This is a genomic window from Saccharospirillaceae bacterium (assembly GCA_022448365.1).
Lineage (GTDB): Bacteria > Pseudomonadota > Gammaproteobacteria > Pseudomonadales > Oceanobacteraceae > Bacterioplanoides.
On record JAKVCS010000006.1, the window covers coordinates 33,912 to 52,635 of the forward strand.

Here is an 18,724-nt window from a genome sequence, read left to right on the forward strand (position 1 = left end):
TTATAACTAATGAACTCGCCTCATCAGGTGCAGCTGACCGAAGATAGCCGCCTAAAGCACTTTTTAACGACCGAAGGCTTAAGCAAAGAATTATTAACAGAAATTCTTGATACCGCTGATTCATTTATCAGCACTCAGGAGCGTTCCGTTAAAAAGGTACCGTTACTGCGGGGTAAAACCGTAGTGAATCTGTTTTTTGAAAACAGTACCCGCACCCGCTCTACATTTGAGCTGGCGGCAAAACGTTTATCCGCCGACATTTTAAATCTGGATATTTCCAAGTCTGCCACATCCAAAGGGGAAACCCTGATGGATACGCTGTGGAATTTGGAGGCAATGTATTCGGATATGTTCGTTGTACGGCATGCTGACTCTGGCGCAGCCCACTTTATCGCAGAACATGTGACACCCAACGTAGCGATTATTAATGCCGGTGATGGTCGCCACGCACATCCGACACAAGCGATGCTGGACATGTTGACCATTCGTCGTCACAAACAAAGTATCGAGGGTAAGGTTGTCGCAATTGTTGGCGATATTCTGCATTCCCGTGTTGCGCGATCACAAATTCACGCATTGCGCACATTAGGTGCAGCTGAAGTTCGTGTAATTGGTCCTGGGACGTTACTCCCGAATGATATCGACGCACTGGGTGCCAAACCGTTTTATCGAATGGAAGATGGTTTAAAAGACTGTGACGTCATCATCATGCTGCGTTTACAAAAAGAACGAATGCAAAATGCTTTACTGCCGAGTGAGGGCGAATTTTTTAAATTATACGGTTTAACTGAACAAAAATTATTGCTGGCAAAACCAGACGCAATTGTTATGCATCCTGGGCCGATAAACCGTGGCGTTGAAATTGAATCGGCCGTAGCCGATGGGAATCAATCGGTGATTTTAAATCAGGTAAGTTATGGCATTGCGGTACGCATGGCAGTGATGGCGATGGCCATGAGTGGTCAGCAACAAGCCAGCAGCAATGAATATGAGGAGGCTTAATGATGCGTTATTGCTTAATTGAAGGCGCACGCCTGCTCGACCCGGCCAATGGTGTTGATAAAATTGCTGACATCTATGTTGCTGATGGCAAAATTCAGGCGATTGACCACAAACCCGCGGCGGGCGAAATTGAAACCAGCATAGACGGAAATAATAAGATTTTATTGCCAGGATTAATCGATCTTGGCGCCCACCTGGCTGAACCGGGTTTCACCCAGAAAGGTTCCATTGCCACGGAAACCAAAGCCGCTGCGCGCTCCGGTTTTACACATATATGCGCCCTGCCAGATACCAAGCCAGTTACCGACAGCCCGGCCGTTGTGCAATTAATTCAGGAAAAAGCGGCACAGGCGGGTTACGCCGAGGTATTACCTCTAGGTGCTGCGACACAAGGCCTGGAAGGTACACAACTGGCCAATATGTTCAGCCTGACCGAAGCAGGATGCCCGGCGCTCTCTAACGCCCGTAAGCCCATTAAAGACAGTTACGTTTTACAACGAGTAATGGAATACGCGGCTACCTACAATATCCGCTTATTTCTCAGTGCCAACGACACCACATTAGCTGATGGCTGTATGCATGCCGGCCCAACTGCGACTCGCATGGGTCTTGATGGTATTGCCGAGACAGCAGAGACCATTGCCCTGTCACAAATTTTACTGATGGCGGAACAAACCGGAGTACAGCTGCACATCAGTCAGATCAGCTCTGCCCGCAGTGTCCGAATGCTTCAACAGGCACGTGATAACGGTATTCGCGTTACCGCCGATGTGCCTCTGGCCAATCTGGTTTACACCGATGAGGCGGTAAACGGCTATAACAGCCAGTTTAATGTATTGCCGGTGTTACGTAGCGAATGTGATCGCCAGTCCTTGTTAGCAGCCGTTAATAATGGTGAGCTGGCTATTTCCTCCAATCATCGCCCGCATGAGATTGCAGCGAAAAAAGCGCCGTTCTCAGACGCAGAACCCGGTATGAGTATGTTCGACTGTTTCCTGCCACTGGCGCTGAAGTTAATCGCCGCAGAGGAACTGGACTGGCATGCCTTCGTGAAAGCGACCAGCCAGATTCCTGCACAGATCATTGGCAAGGATCATGTTGGCTTAGCCGAGGGCAATTTCTTCAGTGCGGTACTGGTCAATGCAAGTGCCACAACTGATTTGTCGCAGTTGGAGTCCAAAGGCAGTAATATCCCATGTACTGACGAGGAATTGACCGGCAAAGTTGAAGCTTTATTTGTGAGTGGTGCCCGAGTACTTTAGGTTGTTGGCATGAGCACTCAGTAAGGGAGCGGAACCGGATTTCGAGGTCCGTTTCTTTGCCAAATCCAATGCTATACTGAAGTCACCACGGCAGGAACAAACAATAGCAATTATCATTTGCAAACAACCCATAAATCAGTACATTTATAACTTCACAACAGGAGTAAGACATGAAACTGAGTTCCCTTTTTGCGATCGCCTTAACCACACTGGCTGCTAACGCCTGGTCCGCTGACCACGTCGTACAAATGAAGAATATGGGTGCAGATGGCACCATGGTATTTGAACCAGGCTTCCTGAAAGTTGCCGTGGGCGATACCGTAACATTTGAACCGACCGACCAGGGCCATAACTCTGAGTCCATTGCTAATCTGGTACCAGCAGGCGCGAAAGGCTGGAAAGGTGGTTTTGGCCAGAAGACCACAGTCACCATCGATAAAGAAGGCGTTTATGTGTATAAGTGCCTGCCTCACGCCATGATGGCCATGGTTGGCGTTATTCAAGCTGGCAATGCCACTAACCTGGAAAAAGTGAAAGCCGACTCCAAAGCGCTCAGCGCGACCTTCGTTATGAGTAAGGATCGATTGGATAAATACCTGGCCCAAGCCAAGTAAAAGCGCCGTAGAAACCTGATGCCGCCCTGGCATCAGGTCTTTCACCAGATATCACTTCAAACCCGCTGATTCCAGCGTACCATTTTGACGATCAAACAGGTCTGCGTACGCGCCATTGATATGGGTGTGAAACGCTTGTGACTACTCGACCAAGCCATTTCTTTGTACGCCATTAACAAAAAACAATCCGTTAGTTAATGACGTCCAAAGCAAAGATTGATCGAGCGAAACCGATCAGGCGTAAAGAACACGACTCTCGGCGCTATCTTCACCCGCATCCAGATTACAAACTTCGGTAGATAGCCCCATTTCAGCCAAACGTTCGAAGAATGGAATCGGATCCAGCTCCTCGACATTTGCCATGGTTTTCACATCCCACTCACCAGAGGCAATCAGTTTTGCAGCAGCAACCGGTGGGACGCCGGCAGTGAAAGCAATGGCTTGTGAATCGATATCGGCATACGTCTCTTCGTGATCGCAAATATTGTAAACGAATACTTCCTTATCTTTGCCATCGCGCGTGCCTTTAATTAACGTGCCGATACAGGTTTTACCATTGTATCTCGGCGCCAGGCTTGCAGGGTCTGGCAAACACGCTTTTAACACGTGCAGCGGTACAACCTCCTGGCCATGACTGGTGGTCACAGTTTCGTGGTTCAGTAAGCCCACTTTTTCGAAAACTTCCAGACAATTCAGGTAATGCTCTCCAAACCCCATCCAGAAACGTACGGTTTTAACATCAGGAATGTTCAGCGATAAAGAATGCACTTCATCATGCCCCATCAGGTACAGTTTGTGTTCACCGACTTCCGGAAAGTTGTATTCCATTGAGCGACTATGGTGCGGATAAGTGCGCCATTGGCCATCTTCCAGACAGCTGGCATCTTCGATAATTTCACGCAGGTTAATTTCCGGATCGAAATTGGTTGAGAAGAAATGGCCATGGTCGCCATCGTTCACATCCATGATGTCGATACTTTCGATTGAATCAAATTCGTGCTTTTGAGCATATGCGCAATAAGCGTTAACCACACCTGGATCAAAACCACTCCCCAGAATTGCGGTGACCCCTTTTTCCTTACACAACTCGCGCTTTTTCCACTCATAATTTGCATACCAGGGATAAGGCGCATTCATCACACTATAATCTTCGTGAACCGCAGTATCGATATAGGCTGTACCGGTTTCTAAACAGGCATCGAGAATATTCATATTCACGAACGCGGTACACACGTTAATAACAATGTGGGTGTCCGTATCGCGAATTAAATCCACCAGATCATTCACATTGTATGCGTTCACCTCGCGGCTGAATAACGAGAAGTCCGCATGTGGGTGATGATTCTTTCTGTTTACTGCAGCAATGATGGCATCACATTTGGCGATATTTTTAGAAGCCAGACAAACCGACGCAAATACATCACTGCTTTGCGCGCATTTATGAGCAACGACGGCACCAACGGCTCCTGCACCAATAATAAGTACGTTCTTTTTCATAACTTATTCCCCCCAAATATTAGGAAAACGGTTAAGACAAAAAGTCTCGGAAATCTTCGTAATCAAACTCGCGAATAACACGGGTCTCACCGTTGATATTCTTGTGGCAAATGGCAGGCATCTTGATGCCATTGAAGAAGTTTTTCTTCACCATGGAGTATCCGGCAACATCTGAGAACCTGAGTTCATCACCAATCTCAATTGCCTGATCAAAGACATAAGTTCCAAAAACATCGCCTGCCAGACAGGTGCGACCACAAACGCGATAGACAAATTTTCCCTGCTTGAGTGCTTGCGATATTTCGTCTTCTGCGATTTCTTTGGCGCCATCGAGAGCTGGTACAAACTGATATACCAGCACATCCAGTAAGTGTGTTTCGACACCAGCATCAACAATTAAGGTGGGCAATTGGTTGTCAACTTTATCCAGAACTTTAACGACCAGCGATGTGGACTGAGTAACGGACGCTTCACCAGGCTCCAAATAAACCTGCAGGTCATATCGTTCGGCTAATTGCTTTAAGCGTTCACACAGTTGATCCAGCAGATAACCATCACGAGTGAATGCAACACCCCCACCCAGACTCAACCATTTAAGCTGAGGTAAAATATCAGAGAAGCGCTGTTCGATATTATCGAGCTGCTGATTAAGACTATTAAAATCGGCGTTTTCACAATTCATGTGAAGCATCGCGCCATCAATCACATCCGTGATGTTTTCCGGTAGTAAGTCATGACGTACACCTAAACGTGAATATTTGGCTACGGTATCGCTTAGGTCGTACTCAGAATGACCCACTTCCGGATTCAGGCGTAAACCTATTGAACGGCTTTTCTGCTGTGCTTTTTCTTTAAATCTTTCCAACTGATTCAGTGAGTTAAAAATAACTTTATCGCAGTATTCGATAACCTCTTCAATTTCGTCGTCGCCGTAAGCAACGCTGTAACCGTGAGTTTCGCCACCGAACTTTTCGCGACCCAGTCGTGCTTCATATAAGCTGCTGCTGGTCGTTCCAGCCATGTACTGCTTCATAAAATCGAAAACACACCAACTGGAGAAACACTTAAGGGCGAGCACACTTTTAGCACCGCTTTGTTCACGTACGTAAGCGATACGCTCCATCGCTTTTAACATACGGGTTTCATCAATCAGGTAATAAGGGGTACTGACTTTCATTTTTAATCCTTAGTCCGCGTATGACACTGGCTACTACACCAGAGCGACAGTTTCTGATTGCGACTGTTTGATAAATTGAGACTCCAAACTGGCGAGCTCTTTGCGGTCTTTATCCAGGGTTGCAAACACATCCGGACCAAACCATTCCAATGAGGCATCCATGTTCTGCCACGGTATCGTGGATTCTGTCATGACATAGGTGAGTAGCTTCCTGAAGTCATACTCACCAGTAAACAGCGATGTCATTCCCTCACGACTTCCCGCGGGTGCATAAACATTGCCTGGATTGAATACGTTTAAAAGATTACGCTGAGTGATATTCTTAAAATGCATATGCACAATCAGCGGTGCCAGCTTTTCCAATGCGTATACCGGGTCACTGCCCATTTCCCAGACATGAATAACGTCGAAGTTAATACGCAGCGCTGGATGATTAACTTCTTCAATTAATCTCAACGTCGAGTCCAGCGTATCCGCCAGGGTATTGGGATGCGTTTCAACCACCAGATCGATGCCATAATCCTGAGCTACCTGACAATATTGACGAAGTCGGGCGGTATACACTGCACGCTCCTCTTCGTTCACATCAGCACTGGCTTTGCCACCAGAGAATGTCCGTAATTTATTCGCCCCCCAAGAACGGGTTATCGTGCATAAGGTTTCGGCACTGGCGATACCATTCTGCAGATCACCATCTAATGGCAGATAGTCACTCACCATGGAAACTGACAGACCTCGCTCAGCCAGACATTCCAGATTAAAGTCTGGAGACTGACGCAGGTTTTTGGCGTGTACTCCCCACAATTCAATCGCATCAAACTGATGAGATTTGGCCCAATTAGCGATACGTTCCAACGAGATCAACTGATGACGGAAGGAGATAGTGCAAACGGAATATTTCACTGGGAAACCCTTTCTAATTGCTGAGCGTCAGACGACTTAAGCACCTTTTCTGCCCAGATATCTTTCACTTCAATTAAACGTTTTTTAAGCCTGAATTCCCTCTCATCTTGCTGATCAAGTAACTGGAATAATTTATCACCGAAGGCTTCATTTTTTGTTACTGATAATTTCATGGCATTAAACTGGATTAACTTATAATTCTTTGCCAGCTCATCAATCACATCGCACCAGTCATCAAACTCAGGTTCAGGTAAACCCAGCTCGCGCCAGAAAAATGCAAAGCCATGTTCATACGCATATTTTCGCGGGGACATCACTGGTATTTCTTCCACTGCTTTAATCAGATTATCCAGTGGTAGTGGTTCACCGTTTTTATCTTTACCACGGATATGGGCCTGAATAATCTCACGAATCATATCGGTAACCGGGTTTGCATCGCGCACTACCGACGCTTCAAAAAAGGCATTCACTGCTTCCGCCGGAGTCGGACGAGCCCCCACTTCAGAGAACAAATAGCCACCGGAAACGGTTGGCTGAGAAACAGCATTAAGAATGCGATCTTTTCTGAACACACCTTCCCAGCGATAGTCCGGATCGTACATAAACCACAGATCAGGATTATTGGTTGGACCCAACATGACGTAATGAGGAAACGGATCTTTATTAAATTCGTTCTCTCGCTCGGGCAGATGGAACATATCCAGCATGACCATAATGTGTTGATCTGGCTGGCGGTTTTCTACCAGGTTTTCAAGCTTGGCCAGGTTGTCTTCTTTACTGGCCTGCTTGTCATACCAGGCATGGATTGGCATGCCGTATAAGTGCTCGTACCAATCAAAGAAAATATCGTGATTAATATTTTCGTCGTGGTAAGTCAGTACATAACGATCGTTGATACAGGCATTGGCATCAGACACCGCAAAGTAAAGAATACGGTGATCCAGTTCGGGAAAACGTTTTACGATTTCTGCTAAATTACTGGCGACGCAGTGGATCTTGACGTCTTCATAGACTTCAAGACCCTTTTCATACTTTGGGAGGTTCTGGCCCTTATACAAAGTATCGGCAACAGCACGAACGGTTTCAAAGTCTTCATTCATCAGTGCGCTTTCGTCGATGGCAATCTCATGCTCAACTTCAAGCAACATTAACATCTGCAGCACCATGGATGAGTCCAGCGCCAAGTCTTCTAACAGGCGCGCATCACTGTGAAACTTATCCATATTCGGATGCGCCATATTTTCGCTCAGTACTTTAAATATGGCTTCAACAATCTGTTCTTTAGTCATCATAAACTTTTTGATTCTGATTTTTTTCTTCACTCAAATGCATCAGCGCGTTCAGGCCAATGCCAATGCCTTGCGACTGACTTTACCGTTAGGAAGCCGGTCAATGTTTTCTACCTGGGTAATCTGGATCGGGACCTGATATTTGTTTAAATATCTGGCACACCAGCTACGAATATCCTCAGTGGGTACTTCGACGTCTGCGACAAACTGCAAACAAACCTGGTCATTGCCAAACGCATGGCTCTTTTTAAATACCACCGCATCGTTGACACCCGGCATCTCCATCACCACTTTTTCGACTTCAGCGGGATAAACATTCAGACCAGACACATTAATCATTTCATCGATACGGGAGAGGAAGTGCAGGCGGTTATCTTCATCGAGATAACCCAGATCACGGGTTGCCACAATATTGTTCGATTCAGTAGTCACAACAATTTCTTCCGGGCTGTCTTCCGAGCTGCCAGACTGAACACGAATATGTGGCAGTGGTACGCCCTGATCATGAATCGACCGCAGATTTCCACCCAATGCAATGCATCCCACTTCAGAGCAGCCATATTGCTGATACAGGTTCACACATTTTTTCTCGGCCTGTTCCAGCCAGCTGGCCTGCATCAGGGTGCCGGAGGTCATGATGGCGTGAATCGGTTGATCGGCCTTTACCATCATGGTGATGGTGGTAATTAACGCCGGTGATGAATATAAAATCGGAGACGTGGTTTCCTGCACCTTCCGGATAATATACTTTGGATTAAAGTTGGTAATAATGACCGGCTCAGAAGCGCGCTTAATACTGGCGAGAATGCCACAAATTAAACCGTAAGAATGGTTAACCGGGCAGGCAACCACAGCCGTCATTTCAGCCAGATCCGAGAAGTGCTGAATATAATTTTCCAACTCGATATCGATGCTGGTCCAGCTACGGTCAATACACTTAGGCTCTCCGGTGGTGCCGGAACTCATCTGTACCAATACCGCAACACTATCGCTCGGGTGATCTCCAATGGTCTCGATGTTATTCAGCAGATCATCCATATTGTCTGCCATCACCTGATAATGGCTATTACTGAGTTTTGCACGACGATGCAACGCCTCTTCCGGCGTGCCTGCTGGCAATGGGAAGACTGAAATCCCCTGATCACGACAATACAGGCAAAGTGCAATCCACAAGGCGGCGTCACTGATACACACCGTAATACGCTTACCTTGGCAGCTACCGAGAATATCGTGCTGACTGAAATTGCTGAAGCAATGTTCGAAATAGGTTTGATCGAAATAATCGTCGTTTAAATAAATCATAATATCTTTTCAGCAATCAGCTGGTTTGGTTTTCAAGTTGCTGTGTTGTTTTTTCTGTGATGACTGCTGCCAGCGGGTTATTCACCGTATGCTCGAAATAGTCCAGCGTGCCACCATTGAGTATTTTTTTCTTCAGCAGGGATTCAACGATGATGCGTTTACTGGTTGCGCCGACACGATCAATACGTTCAGGTTGGGTAATACCAGACTGTCGGTATTGCTCGAGGTAATGACCTACGCGATTCCAGAATTTTCCTTCCGGGTATTGCTGGTAACGCTCTAACAAGAAAGATAAATCAGCCAGATTCAGGACATAAACCGTATCCATATACAGTTCACGTAACTCATCGATGTCCGACATACTGAAACCTTCATCCAGTGGAATCGTATTAAAATACGGATCGGTTTCGGCTAGCTTGGGCGTATGCTCCGGATACTTCAGATAATCTTCGACGTATTCCATGTCTTCATGGAAATCGCGCAGAACAATGCGTTGTGGCCAGCCATCTTTATGGGTCAGAATCAGATTCTGGCAATGTGCTTCAAAGGCAATACCGTTATGCACCAGCATGTGCCAGATCGGAACCAGCATGACTTCCATCAGACGGTTCACCCAGGCCTCGACACCGTACTGATCCAGCCAGTCGGCAATAAACGGACGGTTATCCGCCTCGACCAGCATCAAAGCGGTAAAAGGAATGGCTTTTTCACCGGGCTGTAATTTATCCACTACGCTTTCGCGGAAGATAGCGCCAATTAAACCATCCATGGCTTTCGCCAGCTCTGCATCTTCCGGCTTATAGAGTAATCCGGCGTATTCACTCAATAATAATAAATTATCCTGCTGCTCCAGATATTCGTCTTTCTTCACCACCTCCTGTAGCCAGATTGAAATAGTGGGAGCCGTACAGACAAAATGATCCTGCAAATTCCGGTGTGATGACGTACTGACCAGATTCAGTGGAATTTTAACGTTAGCCTTTTGCGGATGACTGACATTCACTAACGTACGTAACGATTGCGTCGCCTGGTAACAATCGCCGGCCTGACCTAATTCGATAATGTCACCACAACCGATGGCCCGAGCAAGTCCACGTCCTTTAATCGCATCGACTTGCCACGGATGAATAGGAACCAGTGAAAATTCACTCCAGTCTTTTCCATGCTTTGCCAATCGTTGTGTCAGAACAGAAAATATCTCTTCTCCCAGTTCATTTACCCAAAAAGCGTTATCGTCAGCCGGGAAATTACGTTCAACGTTACTGGATTTGATCGCCAGCCAATTCAGCTGAAAGGTATTCGCCGCTTCTGGTCCATACTGAATATGGTCCATTAACGTAAAGCCGGTACGAGCTTTAAAACTTGGATGATATAAATGGCCTTCGGTAATCGCCGCTTCCAGCTCAGCAAAATTCAGCTGACGCCGCGGCTTCAGATGATGGTCTAAATGATTGGTATTCCAACGACACAAAGCAATTGTTTGCATCAGCTCACCAAGCAAACGCATTTTAGTATCCGAACCGGTATCCAGCTGCGCGATTAACTCCTGAATACGCACTTCTCGATAATGGTTATTATCGGCAATTTCGATTGACCCATCTGCAATGCGAATGCGTTCAAAAATACGGCGTGCACCCAAACAGCGAAATTCAGTACCGGATAAAGTAAAGGTATATATGCTGTCGAATACTGCGTCGAAGTTGCAGTATTCATTTTCCAGCATGGCTCGGCTATCAACCTGAAAACTAACGATTTCTTCATACAACAATGCTTCAACAAACTGGCGGATTACACGCTGCTCTTCAGCATCTGCTTTCGCAGGTGCCTCAATATAGGGAGCATGGTCCTCGCAAAACTGCTCTGCAACCCGGGCAAGAATTTTTTGCGTATCGAAATCAGCTATAGACTGCACTGCGTCCATCCTTATTTCCTGTGGCGAAACTTTTGTGAAAATCAGATGTTGAGAACAGCGGGTTTTCGATTGTCGAATACACGGCGTGCTCCATTCCTTCCTGTAACTCGTCGATATTATTAACGCGGGCTAACAAGTTAGTTTTAAAATCCAGTCGTTCGCTGGTGAGGATGTAGTCAATGAAGCGTTTCCCCACCCCTTGCATATTGGCCTGCAAAGCAGACAGATGCTGACGACAACGATCAATCAGAGTCTCTTCATCTAGTAAACCATCCGCCCCGAGGCGATAGATCACTGCAAATAATTGATTGACGAATACGTAGTAGGAGATAGCGGTAAAGATTTTTTCATCATCATAGAAAATATTGGTCAGCCGCAGATTAGCTCCCACATCCGCCAGTTCCTCCTTAAAATGCTCCGACAAATAGAAACCCTGATTGTCACGATAGTAATAACAGCTGGGATACCCCTCAGAAACATCCAGGAGGCTATTTTGCTGATGGGCCTCCAATGCAATGCCATAGCCGTCATACAATGACAAAATAGATTCAACGGCACAGTGCCAGTATCGATCAAACCAATCCAATGCCACCTGTTCTTCTGAACGACACTCTTTTTCAGCCAGCCCGGACACTAAATCTTTTAATAAACTTGTACCCTCAGACCCATTAGCATCTGGTATCGGATCCTGTGCTAATGTCAAAACTGAACACACGCCCCTGCCTTTATCATTCGCAAACAGATTGCGGCGCAGTACCACCTCAAAACCGGAGTCAGCCTCATGATTATCAGGATGATTAATCGTGATATAGGCCGGGTCATCGACAACTTTAAATTGCGGATTATTTTTTAGAAAGCCAATGTGATGCAGGTAGCGCTCTACGACCATGCCATCCTCTAATTCCCGGCGCTTATTCAAGCGTAACGAGTTGGTTATTTTCACCGGGATTGATAGCTTAACCATCCACTCAGATGATTCATTAAATACGGTTCGCACCGATGACGTTGCAGTATATTCAGCACCGGTTTCACCCAGATATTCGAGAGCTCCCTGGTTAATCAGACCTTTAACCCAACTCTGAGTTAATAGGTTATGGGCCTGAAGCGGATGCACCGGAATCAGTACATGCCCTGGACGCAGATCCAGCTGATCGTAACGACTCACTTCCGAATGAATAATGTCGCTGGTCTTTTCGGTTAGCGACGAACCTTGTTTGATCAGTGACTGATCTGCAGAAAAATAATGCAGCTTAAAACGACCACATAATTCTGGCGAATACAAACCCTGCTGCCAGAATGCAATCCCCTGCTGACTCTTGGGCGTTGGATGTAACCAGTGGCCATATAAGATGGACTGCTCGGATTCAATGAAGTCGGTACTATGTAATGACACATCTCCGGCACGCTCATTGAGAAAATGCGCCATTGCCTGATAACTGCCCAGCAACCGGCCCAGTAATTCCATCTCATTTAGCTTGACCGAATCGTCAGCCTCAACAGCTGCCACCGAAATATCATTCTGGCGTTTATAAATCTGACGGGTAAAAGCAATCAACAGATACATCAGATCGGCGTTTTGCCAGCAACTACAGCCCTCACCAGAAAAATCCGTGCGAACATACACACCGTGAAAATGATGCCTACCTACTTTCGATTTATAGGCAACATCCATGACAACCCGTTGATGGCTATCCGATAAGAACAATTCAACGACCTGATTTCCTTTAAGGTCGAAAGGAAAGTCGGAACAGAGTAAGAACTGCTTGCTGTCACTCCAGACACCAGAGTCAATTTCGCGCAAATACGCATTCACAAATGCGTTAAAGGAGGCGTATTCAGCAATCGTGCTTGCTGCAAATTTCATAGGAAACCTGGTTCAGTCGAACTTGATTTTGGCGCATTATACACACCTAATGAGATTGTTTCTCATTATTATTATATTTTTCTTTATGTTTATTATTTTAAAGGGTTTTTTGGTAGGCAACTGGGAGGTGACGCGTGAATAGCGCCACAAGTCGTAGGCTTATTGTGACGAGAAATACCCATCAATCAGACGATAAACCAGACAAAAAGTCTGGCTTAGGCTCATTAACTAAAGGCTCATTCTCATGACATGAACCGCAGGTCGTTGATAAATATAGAAAACGAATGCGAACAAGAACGCCAATGCTTCCGCAACCGGTACGGCATAAAGAAACCCGATACCCGGCAATAGCAGACTTAGCAGCAAAACAAAGCCAATTGGCAAAATTAAGGAACGCAGTGTGGCGACAATGGTTGAATACAGCGCCTGCTCTGCCGATGTTAAATACGCACAAATCAGCACGTTAAAGCCGTTAAATAAGAAGATGGGCCAAATGATATGTAAAAAGTCTTGGGTTAATTGCTGCGCCTGATGAGCATCCTCCTCCAGGAAAAAGCCGACAATGTGGTCTTCAAAAACAAACAGCATAGCCACTAAAGCAACACTTAATACCGTGATCGAAATTGAGGCTATAGCCATGAGTCCTTTCACACGATCGATCCGTCGGGCACCAAAGTTTTGCCCTAACAACACATGCATCGCATCAACGATGCCGTAGTACACCATCAGGCTGATATAAATCAGGTAATTCACCACACTGAATGCAGCAATACCTTCAACACCACTCTCGCGACTGATCACCCAGTGAAAAACCAGAATTACCAGGCCTATTGAGAACTCATTAATAAACTCAGAAAAACCGTTAAACGCACTGAAACTCAGCTCTTTCAGATCAAATTTCGGTAGAAATAAGCTGAGATTGTTACTACCCGAGAAGAAGTAAGTCGAGATATAGACCAGCTGTATGGTCTGCGCAATCAGAGTCGCCCAAGCCGCACCCTCAATTCCCCAGCCAAGCTGACCAATAAATATTGCGTCCAGTGCAACATTAATAAACGCACCCAACATTAACGCACGCATACCCAACTCAGGATTATTGTCTGCACGTATAAAGTAATACATCACCAGACAACTCAGCTGCATGATGGTGGCAAAACAAAAAACCTCGAAATAACTTTGCATTAGCGGGTATATCGACGGGTCGGCGCCCAAGGCTAAAAACAGATACTCACTAAAAATCAGCGCCATCGGCGTAATAAGCAATATGATTGCCAAAACGGATAACAACACCTGACTGAATAACGACGATGCTGCCTGATATTTTTTCTCACCAATGTAGATGCTGGCTTTTACTGAACCGCCGACCGCAAGCATCAACGCAATACCGAACAGTAACGCAAAATAAGGCATTAACAGGTTCACTGCCGCCAATGCATCCGCACCCAGATAATTACCCACAAAGAAACCATCCACCACACTGGCAGTGGATATAGCCAGCAAACTCAGAGTAGAAGGAATGACGAAACGGAAAAAGGTTGTGACGATGGGTCCGTTATCAGGCGAAGTAGCGTGTGACATCTGGCTTAGTAACTCTCAACTCAAGTCGTGGTTATTAATTGGCAGTGCTGGGCTTGCGTATTTTGGCGTAAACCAGACCATGGATTTATTTGTACGTCTGATGCACACACGGCACGGTTGGTTTTCACCGACAGTGCCAGGCTATGATCGTCACCAAGTTGGTAAAGTGCAGAAAAGGCTGTTTTTTCTGAAACACTTATGTCATGGCAGTCTGAGGATAGTTCCAGCCGCAATGGGTTCTGATCAGAAAAGTAAAAAGACACCTTACGCAACGGAACTCGTAACCCCAAACCTTCAGCCTTAAGGAACGATTCCTTTAACGTCCACAATTGCACAATGCGCTGAGCCTGCTGCTGAACAGGCAGCGATTGCAATAATCTGACCTCGCTATCAGCAAAGTAGCGCTCTGCCAATGCCAAGCTGAATACAGACCGGGAGACAGACTCAATATCAACCCCTGCTGCACCCGCATCACTGATTACCACCACAACCATGTCTTCGCTGTGTGACAGATTGAAGTGGATATTTAAATGTGAAAACAGGGGGCCGAGGTGCGGCTTCCCCTGGGTATCCACCGTAAGCTGCCACTGCTGTGGCAAATATTCCGGGTAATGCTGCGACAACTGATAACGCAACATTCCCCTGGCCAATAAATACTGATCAGCCTGCTGTGGTTGCCCGAATTGCGCCAACCGCTGCAGCTCCGACGGACTCAGCCAAGTACTTATCTGCCTCCGGAGCCACAGATCCTCAAGCATATTAATGTTGGCATAATTCAGCTGAACGAGCGGCCCTGACAGCACAGAATAACTACCGCACTAACAATCAGACTAAATCAAAGCCTGGCTCTTCAATGACCTGCCACGGCAAACCGTGCTTGTTCATATCCTCCATAAATGGATCAGGATCAAGCTGTTCTATATTCCAGACACCGTCTTCCATCCACTTACCTTCAACCATCATTTTTGCACCAATCATGGCAGGGACGCCGGTTGTGTAGGAGATCGCCTGAGACTGAACCTCGCCATAACAATCCTGATGGTCTTTCACGTTATAGACATAAACCGTGCGCTCTTTGCCATCTTTGATACCACGAACCACACAGCCGATACAGGTTTTGCCTTTGGTACGCGGACCCAGCGTGGAAGGATCAGGTAATAATTGTTTCAGAAACTGAATAGGTACAATTTCCTGGCCATTAAAATTAACCGGCTCGATACCCGTCATACCAACATTACCCAACACCTCCAGGTGTTTAAGGTAACTTTCACCAAAACTCATCCAGAACTGCGCACGCTTCAGCGTCGGGTAGTTTTTGGTTAACGATTCCAGCTCCTCGTGATACATACGATAGATATTGTAAGTACCGACACCGTCAGGACAGGTGAATTCCTGCTTGGTCGACATAGCAGGCGTTTCGACAAATGCACCGCCCTCCCAGTGACGACATTCTGCGGTGACTTCGCGAATATTAATTTCTGGATTGAAATTGGTTGCAAACGGATAGCCATGATCGCCGCCATTCACATCAATAATGTCGAGATAATGAATCTCATCGAAATAATGTTTCGCTGCATAAGCGGTGAACATATTGGTTGCGCCGGGATCAAACCCAGACCCCAGTAACGCCATCAGACCCGCTTGTTTGAACTTATCCTGATACTCCCACTGCCATTTATATTCGAATTTTGCAGTATCCAGTGGCTCATAGTTTGCAGTATCGAGATAATGAACTTTCATTTCCAGACAAGCGTCCATGATGGTTAAATCCTGATACGGCAACGCCACGTTAATCACCATAAATGGCTTGTGCTTATCAAACAAACGCACCAGGTCGGCAACACTGTCGGCATCAACCTGTTCGGTTGTAATATCGCGGTTATAGTTTGCTTTAACCTGACTGGCAATAGCATCACACTTACTCTTGGTACGACTGGCCAGAACGATGTCACTGAATACTTCTGGCTGCTGAGCACATTTGTGTGCGACGACCTGGCCAACCCCACCAGCGCCAATAATAATTACTTTTTTCACAATAGAATCCTCTGAACGATTAAAGCAAATGGTCTTTTTCGTAATAGGTGTAGCCTTGCATACTGGCATTGAAGGTGTTCATCATTTGTTGGCGTTCACGGGCAGTAATGCGACCTTCATTTACTGCGGCCTCGAGTTTATTGCGATAACGCAACTTCATTTCCCACGGCTGGTACTCAACGTACCCCAAAACGTCCTCGATGGTATCGCCATGAATCTCTTTAACAAATTCATAACCACCGTCTTCGCGCAGACGAATACTGGCCACGTTGGTATCGCCAAATAAATTGTGTAAATCCCCCAGAGTTTCCTGATAGGCACCTACCAGAAAAACACCCAGGTAGTATTCTTCTGAATCCTTCAGCGAATGCAGCGGCAACGTTGAATCGTATTCACGATCAGTGGCAATAAAACGGTCAATCTTACCATCACAGTCACAGGTAATATCGGCCAGCACAGCACGACGATCCGGCGCTTCGTGTAACCGATGAACCGGCATTACCGGAAACATCTGATCAATTGCCCAGCTATCTGGTAATGACTGGAACAAACTGAAGTTACCGTAATAAATATCGGCTAACGATTCGTCAAACCCTTCGAGTTCTTTCGGGATCTGATCCATTTCAGACAGCATTGATCTGACTTCATGCAACACCTGCAAAAACAAGTTTTCAGCCTCTGCCCGGGTACGCAGACCGATCTGACCACGCTTAAATAACTCCCGCACCTCATCGCGATAATAGTGAGCGTCGTTAAAACACTCCTGCAAACGCGCAGGCTTTAAATACTCGAAAATGCTACGCATATTGTCGAGCAACTCATGACTGACATCGCACGAGTTTTTTATTTCAATCGGCTCAAAACGTGTCACGTCCAGAATGTTGAACAACAGAATGGATGAGTAAGCGACAGTCGCGCGACCAGATTCCGTAACAATCGTAGGGTGATCAATATCGTAGGCATCCAGTGTTGACATAATGGTCTCCACCACGTCTTCACAATATTCATCAAGGGAGTAATTCCGGCTTTGACTTTCCTGAGAGTGCGCACCCGTGTAATCCACTGCCAACCCACCGCCGAGGTCGATGTAATTCATGGCGGCACCTTCACGGCATAAGTCGGCGTAATAGCGGCACGCTTCATTTACACCACCACGAATATCGCGGATATTCGGAATTTGTGAACCCAGGTGGCAATGCAGGAGCTGCAAACAATGCAGCATGTCGTTGTCCTTTAATACATCCACAACCTGAATAATCTGACTGGCGGATAACCCAAAGACACTGCGATCGCCACTGGTGGAGTTCCAGTGACCCCCTACTTTCGACGTCATTTTGGCACGAACACCAATGAGCGGCTCGATACCTAAAGCCTTGCTGCGCTCAATAATGATCGGCAGTTCAGCCAACGCCTCAATCACCACAAAACAACGGGTACCCAGCCTGACCGCCTGCAGTGCCAGGTCGACAAATTCCTGATCTTTATACCCGTTGCAAATCAACATCTGATCACTGCTGTTATCCAGGGTAGATAACGCTGCAATCATCTCTGGCTTACTGCCCACCTCAAAACCATGACTGTAGCCCACGCCAAACTGCGCAACCTCTTCAACGATTTGCGCTTGTTGGTTCACTTTGATGGGGAAAACACCGCGGTACTTGCCCTGGTACCCAAGTCGATCGATGATTTTATTGAATGAGTTATTAAGCTTACTAATGCTATGGTCAATGATGTTTTCGATGCGCAACAATGCTGGCATGTGCAGGTCGCGATCACGCAATCCTTCAATCACCTCTAAAAGAGACAACCCGGAAGCGCTATCACACGATGGATTCTTAATGACAACCTCGCCGCTTGGGTTAATATCAAAGTACCCATTACTCCAGTTTTCAATGCCATAGGCGCTTTTTGCACCGTCGATTGTCCAACCGGTCTGCCGATCTATCTTCACGTTAACACCCGTTCAAGTCGCCACATTGTCATTCGCTGAGATTGTCATTCGCTGAGGCTGCTACAAATACCGAGGCAATACCGAACATCGCCTGTCCTGCAAGAACAGCCTACCGCTAAAGAATGGCGGATAATAATGATTTACATTTAGATTATCTAGCTATGGATGAAAATTCTTCGGTAATCGCAGGCGATACAACAATGTCTGCATTCTCAAATTAGTTGCAATTGATAAGCATTATTACCTATGAAATAATCCGACGCCTTCACTGAGGCGGTAGTTTGCGGCTCCTTAATCCGCACACGCTGGCTTAATAAATTTTCTCATGAGAGTGACGAC

14 protein-coding genes are annotated in these 18,724 nt (G+C 46.3%); 3 read left to right on the forward strand and 11 right to left on the reverse strand.

The genetic code is table 11. The features are described 5' to 3' along the window. Window positions 1–9: 9 nt before the first annotated feature. The 3 genes from MK185_15920 (at window position 10) to MK185_15930 (ending at window position 2,878) form a co-directional block, all read left to right on the forward strand. Window positions 10–1,002 (forward strand): aspartate carbamoyltransferase catalytic subunit, encoded by a 993-nt coding sequence (locus MK185_15920; GenBank protein ID MCH2042118.1) that lies wholly within the window; start codon window positions 10–12, stop codon window positions 1,000–1,002. Beyond that, on the forward strand, window positions 1,002–2,264 hold the full coding sequence (locus MK185_15925) for a dihydroorotase (protein MCH2042119.1): 1,263 nt from the start codon (window positions 1,002–1,004) through the stop codon (window positions 2,262–2,264). The genes MK185_15920 and MK185_15925 overlap by 1 nt, the downstream gene beginning before the upstream one ends. A 170-nt stretch (window positions 2,265–2,434) precedes the next feature. Next, window positions 2,435–2,878, forward strand: coding sequence for a pseudoazurin (locus MK185_15930; GenBank protein MCH2042120.1), 444 nt, complete (start codon window positions 2,435–2,437; stop codon window positions 2,876–2,878). A 234-nt stretch (window positions 2,879–3,112) separates the two neighbouring features. Here the strand turns inward: MK185_15930 and MK185_15935 are convergent, their stop codons facing one another. The 11 genes from MK185_15935 to speA all read right to left on the reverse strand — a co-directional run bounded on the left by MK185_15935 (window position 3,113) and on the right by speA (window position 18,385). Continuing rightward, window positions 3,113–4,375, reverse strand: a complete 1,263-nt coding sequence (locus tag MK185_15935) for a saccharopine dehydrogenase family protein (protein MCH2042121.1) — start codon at window positions 4,373–4,375, stop codon at window positions 3,113–3,115. A 31-nt stretch (window positions 4,376–4,406) separates the two neighbouring features. Beyond that, window positions 4,407–5,552, reverse strand: coding sequence for a carboxynorspermidine decarboxylase (nspC, locus tag MK185_15940; GenBank protein ID MCH2042122.1), 1,146 nt, complete (start codon window positions 5,550–5,552; stop codon window positions 4,407–4,409). 33 nt (window positions 5,553–5,585) lie between these two features. Beyond that, window positions 5,586–6,455: a sugar phosphate isomerase/epimerase gene (locus tag MK185_15945; GenBank protein ID MCH2042123.1), complete on the reverse strand. Its 870-nt coding sequence runs from the start codon at window positions 6,453–6,455 to the stop codon at window positions 5,586–5,588. Further along, window positions 6,452–7,747 (reverse strand): DUF6005 family protein, encoded by a 1,296-nt coding sequence (locus tag MK185_15950; protein ID MCH2042124.1) that lies wholly within the window; start codon window positions 7,745–7,747, stop codon window positions 6,452–6,454. The genes MK185_15945 and MK185_15950 overlap by 4 nt, the downstream gene beginning before the upstream one ends. Window positions 7,748–7,795: 48 nt before the next feature. After that, a complete protein-coding gene (locus MK185_15955) occupies window positions 7,796–9,046 on the reverse strand; it encodes an AMP-binding protein (GenBank protein MCH2042125.1) in 1,251 nt (416 codons plus the stop codon). A 16-nt stretch (window positions 9,047–9,062) separates the two neighbouring features. Further along, window positions 9,063–10,967: a hypothetical protein gene (locus MK185_15960; protein MCH2042126.1), complete on the reverse strand. Its 1,905-nt coding sequence runs from the start codon at window positions 10,965–10,967 to the stop codon at window positions 9,063–9,065. Continuing rightward, window positions 10,942–12,822 (reverse strand): hypothetical protein, encoded by a 1,881-nt coding sequence (locus MK185_15965; GenBank protein ID MCH2042127.1) that lies wholly within the window; start codon window positions 12,820–12,822, stop codon window positions 10,942–10,944. Before MK185_15965 ends, MK185_15960 begins: the two co-directional genes overlap by 26 nt. 228 nt (window positions 12,823–13,050) lie before the next feature. Then, entirely contained in the window at window positions 13,051–14,400 is a 1,350-nt protein-coding gene (locus MK185_15970) for an MATE family efflux transporter (protein ID MCH2042128.1), read from the reverse strand. Window positions 14,401–14,420: 20 nt separating this feature from the next. Then, window positions 14,421–15,092, reverse strand: coding sequence for a 4'-phosphopantetheinyl transferase superfamily protein (locus MK185_15975; GenBank protein ID MCH2042129.1), 672 nt, complete (start codon window positions 15,090–15,092; stop codon window positions 14,421–14,423). A 133-nt stretch (window positions 15,093–15,225) separates the two neighbouring features. Next, window positions 15,226–16,434 (reverse strand): saccharopine dehydrogenase family protein, encoded by a 1,209-nt coding sequence (locus tag MK185_15980; protein ID MCH2042130.1) that lies wholly within the window; start codon window positions 16,432–16,434, stop codon window positions 15,226–15,228. Between the two features lie 19 nt (window positions 16,435–16,453). After that, window positions 16,454–18,385, reverse strand: coding sequence for a biosynthetic arginine decarboxylase (gene speA / locus MK185_15985; GenBank protein ID MCH2042131.1), 1,932 nt, complete (start codon window positions 18,383–18,385; stop codon window positions 16,454–16,456). Window positions 18,386–18,724 lie beyond the last annotated feature (339 nt).

Excerpts from the sequence above, each read along its gene's own strand:
- MK185_15920 (MCH2042118.1), top strand. The coding sequence starts at position 10 with ATGAACTCGCCTCATCAGGTGCAGCTGACCGAAGATAGCCGCCTAAAG.
- MK185_15925 (MCH2042119.1), top strand. The coding sequence starts at position 1,002 with ATGATGCGTTATTGCTTAATTGAAGGCGCACGCCTGCTCGACCCGGCC.
- MK185_15930 (MCH2042120.1), top strand. The coding sequence starts at position 2,435 with ATGAAACTGAGTTCCCTTTTTGCGATCGCCTTAACCACACTGGCTGCT.
- MK185_15935 (MCH2042121.1), bottom strand. The coding sequence starts at position 4,375 with ATGAAAAAGAACGTACTTATTATTGGTGCAGGAGCCGTTGGTGCCGTC.
- nspC (MCH2042122.1), bottom strand. The coding sequence starts at position 5,552 with ATGAAAGTCAGTACCCCTTATTACCTGATTGATGAAACCCGTATGTTA.
- MK185_15950 (MCH2042124.1), bottom strand. The coding sequence starts at position 7,747 with ATGATGACTAAAGAACAGATTGTTGAAGCCATATTTAAAGTACTGAGC.
- MK185_15955 (MCH2042125.1), bottom strand. The coding sequence starts at position 9,046 with ATGATTTATTTAAACGACGATTATTTCGATCAAACCTATTTCGAACAT.
- MK185_15960 (MCH2042126.1), bottom strand. The coding sequence starts at position 10,967 with ATGGACGCAGTGCAGTCTATAGCTGATTTCGATACGCAAAAAATTCTT.
- MK185_15965 (MCH2042127.1), bottom strand. The coding sequence starts at position 12,822 with ATGAAATTTGCAGCAAGCACGATTGCTGAATACGCCTCCTTTAACGCA.
- MK185_15970 (MCH2042128.1), bottom strand. The coding sequence starts at position 14,400 with ATGTCACACGCTACTTCGCCTGATAACGGACCCATCGTCACAACCTTT.